The sequence below is a fragment of the Roseiarcus fermentans genome (genome assembly GCF_003315135.1).
Taxonomy (GTDB): Bacteria; Pseudomonadota; Alphaproteobacteria; order Rhizobiales; family Beijerinckiaceae; genus Roseiarcus; species Roseiarcus fermentans.
The window spans coordinates 47,494-55,570 of sequence record NZ_QNRK01000044.1 but is presented as its reverse complement, the minus strand read 5'-3'; the positions used below and the strand labels follow the sequence as shown (position 1 = coordinate 55,570).

Here is an 8,077-nt window from a genome sequence, read left to right as displayed (position 1 = left end):
ATGCCCGCCTCCCGCGAATCATGGCCCTTCTATCTATCACGCTGTTTCCGCTTCAGGAATCCCCAACCATCGAGTCAATCACGCGGAAACCGTATGAGTCAGGAAATCCATGATCGCTTCGCCGTGGACGGGATCTTGTATGTTTCGCGCCTGACCGCCGCCGAATGCATTGCGGTTTACGACCGGGCCGTCGTGGCCAAGCTGAAGGCCACTCGAGCCATCGACCTTGTTCGGTTGGCCGGCCTCGTGCCCTCCCTGGCCGCGCTCGGCGTCGTCCTGATCGACGATCGCTGACGAGCGGGTCTTGCGGCTCGCCGTTCCCGTCTCGACGCGATCGCCTCGTTCCGATCAAGCGCCGGCGAACCGCGAGATCACATCGTCCAGCAACGGCGGAGTCCCAGACGCCCCGCTGCGATTTGTCGCGCCCCCGCGGCCGCCGCCCCGGTTGCGCGCGGCGCTGAAATCGGCGCAAACGGAAAATTCCCGCTTTCGGGGGGAGATGCGATGAACCGACAGGTCAGGCCGCAGCCGTCCGCCGACGTCCTGCCGCTGATGGGCAACGAGGCGATCGCGCGGGGCGCCTGGGAGGCGGGCGTCCGGGTCGCCGCCGCCTATCCCGGCACGCCCTCGACCGAGATCCTGGAATCGCTCGGCCGCTATCCGGCCGCCGACCTCTATGCCGAGTGGTCGACCAACGAGAAGGTCGCGCTCGACGTCGCCATCGGGGCCGCGCTCTCGGGCGTCCGGGCGATCGCCTGCATGAAGCACGTCGGCCTCAACGTCGCCGCCGACTCGCTGATGTCGCAGTCCTATATCGGCGCGCATGGCGGACTCGTGCTCGTCGTCTGCGACGATCCCGGCATCCACTCGTCGCAGAACGAGCAGGACACGCGCCTGTTCGCCCGCTTCGCCGGCGTGCCGGTGCTCGAACCTTCGGACGCGCAGGAGGCCTGCGACTTCACCCGCCTCGCCTTCCAGATCTCGGAAGACTTCGACACGCCGGTGATCGTGCGCTCGACCACGCGCCTGTCGCACACCCGCTCGGTCGTGCGCGTCGGCGCGCGCGCGGAGCGGCCCTCGAAGGGCTTCGTCGACGCCCCCGGCAAGACCGTCACCATTCCCGCCAATGCGCGCAGGCTTCACCCCAGGGTGATCGAACGCGAGGCGAAGCTCGCCGCCTGGCTCGAGACCTCGCCGCTGACGCGGCTGGAGACGGGCGACCGGACCTTCGGCATCGTCACCGGTTCGACCGCCTACCTCTATGTGAAGGAGGTCGTTCCGCGCGCCTCGATTCTCAAGCTCGGCGCCGCCTGGCCGCTGCCGGAAGAAGCGTTGCGCGCCTTCGCCGCCTCGGTCGACCGGCTGCTGGTCGTCGAGGAGCTGGAGCCGGCGTTGGAGACGGCCATCCGCGCCATGGGCCTTGCCGCCGAGGGCAAGGCGTTCTTCCCCCGCGCAGGCGAACTGTCGCCGGAACTGGTGCGCGCCGGCCTCGCCGCGGCGGGTCTCGCCGAAGCCGCGCCGGCGCCGAGATCGCTCGGCATCGAGCCGATGGCGCGGCCCCCGGTGCTGTGCGCCGGCTGCCCGCACACGGGCGCCTACCTCGCGCTGCGCGGGATCGACGCGCGGGTCGCGGGCGACATCGGTTGTTATACGCTGGCCGCCGTCGAGCCGCTGCGCTCGATCGACACCACCGTCTGCATGGGCGCGAGCATCGGCAACGCCGTCGGCATGGCGGCGGCCGGCGAGAAGAAGCCGATCGTCGCCACCATCGGCGACTCGACCTTCCTCCATTCCGGCATCCCGCCGCTGATCGACGCCGTCTACAACAAGGCCAACGTCACCGTCGTCATCCTCGACAACGCGATCACCGCGATGACCGGCGGGCAGGACCATCCGGGCACCGGACGCACCCTGCGCGGCGAATCGGCGCCGAAGGTCGACTACGAATCGATCTGCCGCGCCGTCGGCGTGACCTGGATCCGCCGGGTCGACCCTTACGACATCGGTCACATGTACCAGACTTTGCGCGAGGCGATCGTGCACAAGGGGGTCTCGGTGGTGATCTCCGAGCGCCCCTGCGTGCTCGATCCGGTCAAGATCAAGGGCGCTCCGCTCGCGGTGGCCGAGGAGCGCTGCGTCGCCTGCCAGTCGTGCATGAACCTCGGCTGCCCGGCGCTGATCTGGTCGGACGCGCTCTACGAGGGCCGCCACAGGGTCGCGATCGACGCCGCCGCCTGTATCGGCTGCACGCTGTGCGCCCAGGTCTGCCCGACCGACTGCATCCAGCCGATGGCCCTGGCATGAGGGCCGAGCCGAAGGGGGAGCAGGCGGCGGCCGCGACGCGCGCGCTGAACGTGATGATCGTCGGCGTCGGCGGCCAGGGCGTGCTGATGATCTCGAAGGCGCTGGCGCTGATCGGCCAGAAGCAGGGCCTTCAGGTCAAGCAGAGCGAAGTCCACGGCATGGCCAAGCGCGGCGGCGCGGTGTTCAGCCACATCCGCTTCGGCGTCGAGGTGTGGTCGCCGACCATCGCGCGCGGCGAGGCCGACGCGCTGATCGCGCTCGAATGGGCCGAGGGCCTGCGCTGGATCGACTACCTTCGGCCGGAGACCGGCGTCTTCATCGCCGACACCCGGCGCATCGTGCCGCCGTTCGCCTGCCGGTCGCGCCGCCACGGCGCGCCGATGGCCTACGCGCGGGAAACGCCGGCGGAAGCGCTGGAGAAGGTGGGCGAGGGGTTCGCCCTCGACGCGACCGCGATCGCGACGACGCTCGGCGAACCCCGCGCCGCCAACACCGTGCTGCTCGGCGTGCTGTCGACCTCGCTCGACATGCCCGCAGCCGACTGGCTCGCGGTGCTCGACGCGCTGACGCCGCCAAAGTCGCGCGCGATCAACCTCGAGGCCTTCCGGGCCGGCCGCGCCTGGGCGGAAGCGGCGCGCGACGACCCGACGCTGCGCTTCGACGCCGGATTCGTCCCGCGGGCGAGGCCCGCCGACGCCCCCGACATGTCGGTCGCGCTCGTCATCAACGCCGCGTGGTGCAAGGGCTGCGACATCTGCGTCAAACTCTGCCCCGAGCGCTGCCTCGTGCTCGACGCCGAGCAGGTAGCCTTTCTGAAGGCGCCGCACGCCTGCACCGGCTGCCGGGTGTGCGAGTGGCTCTGCCCGGACTTCGCGATCGAGGTCCGCACGGCGGTGCGCGAAGCGGCGGGGGCTTAGGCACGAAATGAGAACGCTCTTGGGAGTTTTGGCGGACCGCCGTCGTCTCCCCTCTCCCCTTGCGGGAGAGGGGCCGGGGGTGAGGGGTCGGGCGCGGCAGCGCCGTACGACCGCGCGCCTTCCGGCGCCGACCCCTCATCCGGCCGCTTCGCGGCCACCTTCTCCCGCAAGGGGAGAAGGGAGGCGCGGACCTCCGACTTCATCGGGACAACGATGACTCCCTCGCTCGCCGCCCTGCACGGCAACCGCGCCTGCGCGCTCGCGGCAATCGCCGCCGGCTGCCGCTTCTTCGCCGGCTACCCGATCACGCCCTCCTCCGAGATCGCCGAGCAATTGTCGCGCGAACTGCCCCGCGTCGACGGCGTGTTCATCCAGATGGAGGACGAGATCGGCTCGCTCGCCGCGGTGATCGGCGCGTCCCTCGGCGGCGTGAAGGTGATGACGGCGACGAGCGGGCCGGGCTTCTCGCTGATGCAGGAAAATCTCGGCTACGCCGCGATGACCGAGACGCCCTGCGTGATCGTCAACGTGATGCGCGGCGGCCCCTCGACCGGGATGCCGACACGGCCCTCGCAGGGCGACATCATGCAGGCGCGTTGGGGAACGCACGGCGACCATCCGATCGTCGTTTTGGCCCCCGCCTCGGTGCAGGAGATCTACGACGAGACGATCCGCGCCTTCAACCTGGCGGAGGAATTCCGCACCCCCGTGATCGTCGCCTACGACGAGACGATCGCGCATCTGCTCGAGTCGGTCGTCATCCCGCAGCGCCGCACGGTGGCGACGGTCACGCGCAAGTTTGCGCGCGGCGACGAGCAAGGCTTCCAGCCCTACGCCGAGACCGAGGACCTCGTGCCGCCGATGGCGCGCCCGGGCGACGGTCATCGCGTCCACGTGACCGGCCTCACCCATATGGCCGACGGCTTCCCGACCCAGAAGCCCGACCTCGCCGCGCGGGCGACGCGGCGGCTTCTCGACAAGATCGAACAGAACCGCGACCGCATCGAGCGGACCGAGACATTCGAGGTCGAGGACGCCGAGGTTTTGATCGTCGCGGTCGGCATCGTCGCCAGGGCTGCGCGGCGCGCCGCGCAGGACCTGCGCTCGGCCGGCGCCCGGGCGGGCCTGTTCCGGCCGGTCACGCTGTGGCCCTTCCCGGAACAGGCGCTGATCGAGGCCGCTGCCAAGGCCCGCCATGTGCTCGTGGCCGAAATGAACGCCGGCCAGCTCGCGCTCGAAGTCGAACGGATTCTCGGCCGCGGCAGGGTGGCGCGCCTGAACCGGATCGACGGCGAGCCGATCCCGCCCGCCGACATCGCCCGAAGCATCCGGGAGATCGCCGCATGAACGAGGCTGTGCGTACGAATTTCGACATCAAGGACTATTTGCGGCTCGAGATGATGCCGCATTTCATGTGCCCCGGCTGCGGCCACGGCATCGCACTGCGCTGTCTCCTGTGGGCCGTGCACGAGCTCGGCGTCGACAAGAACCGGCTCGCGGTGGTGTCGGGCATCGGCTGCTCGGGCCGCGTCGGCGCCTATATCGACGCCAACACCTTCCATACGACGCACGGGCGGCCGCTCGCCTTCGCCACCGGCCTCAAGCTCGCCCGCCCCGATCTCACGGTGGTGGTCATCACCGGCGACGGCGACTGCCTGGCGATCGGCGGCAACCACCTGATCCACGCCTGCCGGCGCAACCTCGACATCACCTGTCTGATGCTCAACAACGAGGTCTACGGCATGACCGGCGGCCAGGTGTCGCCGACGACCGCCATCGATCGCCTCACCACCACCACGCCGCACGGCAACGCCGAGCCGACCTTCGACGCCTGCCGCCTCGCCGACGCCGCCGGCGCGAGCTTCGTCGGCCGCGAGGTGACGCGCCAGGCGCCGGCGCTGAAGTCGGTGATCAAGGCGGGCCTCGCGCACGAGGGCTTTGCGTTCATCGAGGTCCTGTCGGATTGCACCGAGATCTACGGGCGCAAGAACGACCTCGGCGAGTCGCCCGAGATGATCCTGGCGCAGAAGAGCGACATGCGCCCGGAGGCGTTCGGCAACGCCGCCGACGAGCCGTTCCGGCCCAATCGCCTGCGCGCCGGCGTTCTCGTGCAGCGCGATCGCCCGGAATACGGCCGGGTCTATCGCGAACGCGCCGCGGCCGAGCGGGCGAAAGCGAAGGCCAAGGGATGAGACCGGCGCCAAGGTCCCTTCTCCCCGCTTGCGGGGAGAAGGTCAGGATGAGGGGCGCTGGGGATGAGCCGCCGCGGCCAATCCCCGACGCCCCTCACCCCGCCAGGCGGGGAGAGGGGGCGCGATTGGCTGGTCCGCGCGGATACGGAAAGAGTCTCCCATGAACGTCCACGTCCCCCATCCGCATCGCGCGGAAATCCGCCTTGCCGGCAGCGGCGGGCAGGGGCTCATCACCGGGATGCACATCCTGTTTCGCGCGCTCGCCCTCGAGGGCAAACGGGCGGCGCAGTCGCAGAGCTACGAGCCGACCTCGCGCGGGGGCTTCTGCTACTCTGACCTCGTGGTGTCGGACGAGTTGGGGGATTATCCGCTCGCGACCCGGCTCGACATGGTCGCTGCGCTGTCGCAGGTGGGTCTCGACCGCTCGCTGCCGCTGCTCAGGCCGGGCGCGCTGGTGATCGTCGACGAGCGGCTCACGCCCGATCCGCCGCGCGAAGGCTTCGACCTGCACGTGCTGCCGATCCTGGGCCGGGCCGTCGAGACCGGCAGTCCCCGCATCGCCAACGTCGTGGCGCTCGGCGCCCTCGCGCATCTTGGACGCCTGGTCGGCGACGACGCCCTGGAGCAGGCGGTGCGGCTGGAGACGCCGGCGAAATACGCCGACCTCAACCTCGCCGCAGTCCGCGAAGGGCTGGCGCTGGTCAGGGGGCTGGGGGCGTCGACGGCCGAAGCGTAGCCGCGCGGTTTTCGCGGGCAGGGCGCACGGCGCTGGACGTCGGGACGGCGCGCGCCCGGAAGCGGCCGGGAAACAGCGCCCGCCGCCGCGGACCCGGGGATGGAGAAGGCCGCGCCGTTCGACGTCGGCGGGCTTGTCCGGGGACTCCACGGGGGAGGCGGAACACGCCGCGGTTGTGGGCGTCGAGCCGCGCCACAACCGCGCAATCAGCGGCAGGGTCGAAACGTCGCCGCGAGGAAGGGAATTCCGGTCTCGGCAATTGCTTAGCGGGACAAGGAAATTCTCGTCTCTGTCTCATTCATGCACGTTTGGGCGTCGGAACGGAATTGGAATTGTTCACTACCTGAAGTTGCTGTCATTGACTCGCTCCACAACTTGCGGTTGAAATGGGGCGCAACCAGACGTTGTGCCCGAATCGTCGGAGGGAGCATCGCCGCGAGGCGCTACCCTCCGCCGAACAAAAGCAGTTGACATTCTTCAGGGGATTCCAATGACCAGCAAGACTGCGATTCTCGCTCTCGCCGGCGCCGCCGGCCTCGCTCTGACGGCCGCGTCCGCTCAGGCGCAGACCATCACCAGCACTGACGGCAAGTATACCGCCGGCATCAGCAACCAGGGGGAAGTGTACAATTCCGGCGTCGGGCTGAGCCGCAACTCCGACGGGTTCGACCCGATCGCGGCGGGCATTGGTCGCGACTCGTGGGGCGTTTCGACGAATTTGGGCTACGCCTACGCGGACGCATCCTACTACGGATTGAAAAACACGACCAGCGTTCAGTCGGTCTACGCTGGATCGGCTGCCGTTACGATCTCGAGCTCGACGATCGCCGGCCTGTTCATCACCCAGACCTTCACCTTCCTGCAGTCGAACGTTCTTGTCGACTATGTGACGCTGCTCAACAATTCGGGCGCCGCGTTGACCGACGTCCAGTTCCAGCGCAACGTGGACTTCGACGTCGCGCCGACCGCGTTCAACGAGAACACGTTCGCAAATTCCATCACGGGGCCCACTGACGTCGTCGATTCGAGCTACAACGGCTTCGAGAACCCCAATCCGCAGATCGCCTACTCGGATTCCTGCGCGGCCGGGTGCAACCAGACCGGGGACGTCGGCGCCGGCATCAAGGTCTCCGTGGGCACGATCGCCGCTGGCGGGTCCGCGTCGTTCGAGTACTTCTATGGCGACAACCAGACCGGCCAAGACGTCAACGGGCTGATCAGCCAGGTGGTCGGCGACGGCGCCAACTACTGGGTCGCCACGCAGAGTTCGGAGAACGGCGCCTACCCGCTGCTCGGGTCGAACTCGGCGATCCTCGCGGTCGAGGCGGTCCCGGAACCCTCGACCTGGGCGATGTTGGGCCTCGGCTTCGCCGGCCTCGGCTTCGCCGGCTATCGCGGCCGCAAGAGCCGCGGCAGCGTCGCGATCGCGCTCTGACGGCGACGACTCGGGCGAGGGCGCCGCACGCCCGGCGAAGAGGGAAGGTCGGGGCGGCGCGATCGAGAGGAGGGGCAGCGTCCATCGAGGGCGCTGCCCCTTTCTCGCTGACCAACGGTCGCGTCGGACTCGGGGCGACGATGGCCGGGCCCGCGCGGCGGACTCGGCCCGTCGCCCGGAGCCAGCCCGTCAGCCGAACTTGAACAGCACGCCGTAGCCGCCGCGCGGATAGTTCCACTCGAGATCGCCGGACGGTTCGCACAGCACCCGGCAGGTGCCGCATTCGAAGCAGCCGTCGGTCGCCACCTCCACCTTGCCGTTCTCGTTCAGGGCGTAGCATCCCGCCGGGCAGAGGTTGATCATGGCGAGCAGGTTGGCGGAGGGCTTGTCGTGCGCGGCGACTTTGATGTGGCCGCGCCCGGCGTCGACGACGTAGCGGTTCTGATACAGCTTCTCTTCGACCCGAACAGTCATGGTCATGGGGGAGACTCCT

8 protein-coding genes are annotated in these 8,077 nt (G+C 69.3%); 7 read left to right on the top strand and 1 reads right to left on the bottom strand.

What is annotated here, in order from left to right; genetic code table 11:
• Positions 1-93: 93 nt before the first annotated feature.
• The 7 genes from DFR50_RS27465 to DFR50_RS27435 all read left to right on the top strand — a co-directional run bounded on the left by DFR50_RS27465 (position 94) and on the right by DFR50_RS27435 (position 7,584).
• Entirely contained in the window at positions 94-294 is a 201-nt protein-coding gene (locus DFR50_RS27465; RefSeq protein ID WP_113892842.1) for a hypothetical protein, read from the top strand.
• Positions 295-504: 210 nt separating this feature from the next.
• A complete protein-coding gene (iorA, locus tag DFR50_RS27460; RefSeq protein WP_113892840.1) occupies positions 505-2,304 on the top strand; it encodes an indolepyruvate ferredoxin oxidoreductase subunit alpha in 1,800 nt (599 codons plus the stop codon).
• Positions 2,301-3,221, top strand: coding sequence for a 2-oxoacid:acceptor oxidoreductase family protein (locus DFR50_RS27455; protein WP_113892838.1), 921 nt, complete (start codon positions 2,301-2,303; stop codon positions 3,219-3,221). The genes iorA and DFR50_RS27455 overlap by 4 nt, the downstream gene beginning before the upstream one ends.
• A gap of 213 nt (positions 3,222-3,434) precedes the next feature.
• Positions 3,435-4,568, top strand: a complete 1,134-nt coding sequence (locus DFR50_RS27450) for a 2-oxoacid:acceptor oxidoreductase subunit alpha (RefSeq protein WP_113892836.1) — start codon at positions 3,435-3,437, stop codon at positions 4,566-4,568.
• Positions 4,565-5,413: a 2-oxoacid:ferredoxin oxidoreductase subunit beta gene (locus tag DFR50_RS27445; protein WP_113892835.1), complete on the top strand. Its 849-nt coding sequence runs from the start codon at positions 4,565-4,567 to the stop codon at positions 5,411-5,413. Before DFR50_RS27450 ends, DFR50_RS27445 begins: the two co-directional genes overlap by 4 nt.
• Positions 5,414-5,573: 160 nt before the next feature.
• Positions 5,574-6,149: a 2-oxoacid:acceptor oxidoreductase family protein gene (locus DFR50_RS27440; RefSeq protein ID WP_113892833.1), complete on the top strand. Its 576-nt coding sequence runs from the start codon at positions 5,574-5,576 to the stop codon at positions 6,147-6,149.
• Between the two features lie 490 nt (positions 6,150-6,639).
• Positions 6,640-7,584, top strand: coding sequence for a PEP-CTERM sorting domain-containing protein (locus DFR50_RS27435; protein WP_113892831.1), 945 nt, complete (start codon positions 6,640-6,642; stop codon positions 7,582-7,584).
• Positions 7,585-7,773: 189 nt separating this feature from the next.
• Here DFR50_RS27435 and DFR50_RS27430 read toward each other — a convergent pair whose 3' ends face one another.
• Complete coding sequence (locus DFR50_RS27430) at positions 7,774-8,064, bottom strand: ferredoxin family protein (RefSeq protein WP_210209057.1); 291 nt, start codon at positions 8,062-8,064, stop codon at positions 7,774-7,776.
• Between the last annotated feature and the right edge of the window lie 13 nt (positions 8,065-8,077).

Bases quoted from the DNA above. Each gene is read 5' to 3' on its own strand.
- DFR50_RS27465 (WP_113892842.1), top strand. From the start codon at position 94: ATGAGTCAGGAAATCCATGATCGCTTCGCCGTGGACGGGATCTTGTAT.
- iorA (WP_113892840.1), top strand. From the start codon at position 505: ATGAACCGACAGGTCAGGCCGCAGCCGTCCGCCGACGTCCTGCCGCTG.
- DFR50_RS27455 (WP_113892838.1), top strand. From the start codon at position 2,301: ATGAGGGCCGAGCCGAAGGGGGAGCAGGCGGCGGCCGCGACGCGCGCG.
- DFR50_RS27450 (WP_113892836.1), top strand. From the start codon at position 3,435: ATGACTCCCTCGCTCGCCGCCCTGCACGGCAACCGCGCCTGCGCGCTC.
- DFR50_RS27445 (WP_113892835.1), top strand. From the start codon at position 4,565: ATGAACGAGGCTGTGCGTACGAATTTCGACATCAAGGACTATTTGCGG.
- DFR50_RS27440 (WP_113892833.1), top strand. From the start codon at position 5,574: ATGAACGTCCACGTCCCCCATCCGCATCGCGCGGAAATCCGCCTTGCC.
- DFR50_RS27435 (WP_113892831.1), top strand. From the start codon at position 6,640: ATGACCAGCAAGACTGCGATTCTCGCTCTCGCCGGCGCCGCCGGCCTC.
- DFR50_RS27430 (WP_210209057.1), bottom strand. From the start codon at position 8,064: ATGACCATGACTGTTCGGGTCGAAGAGAAGCTGTATCAGAACCGCTAC.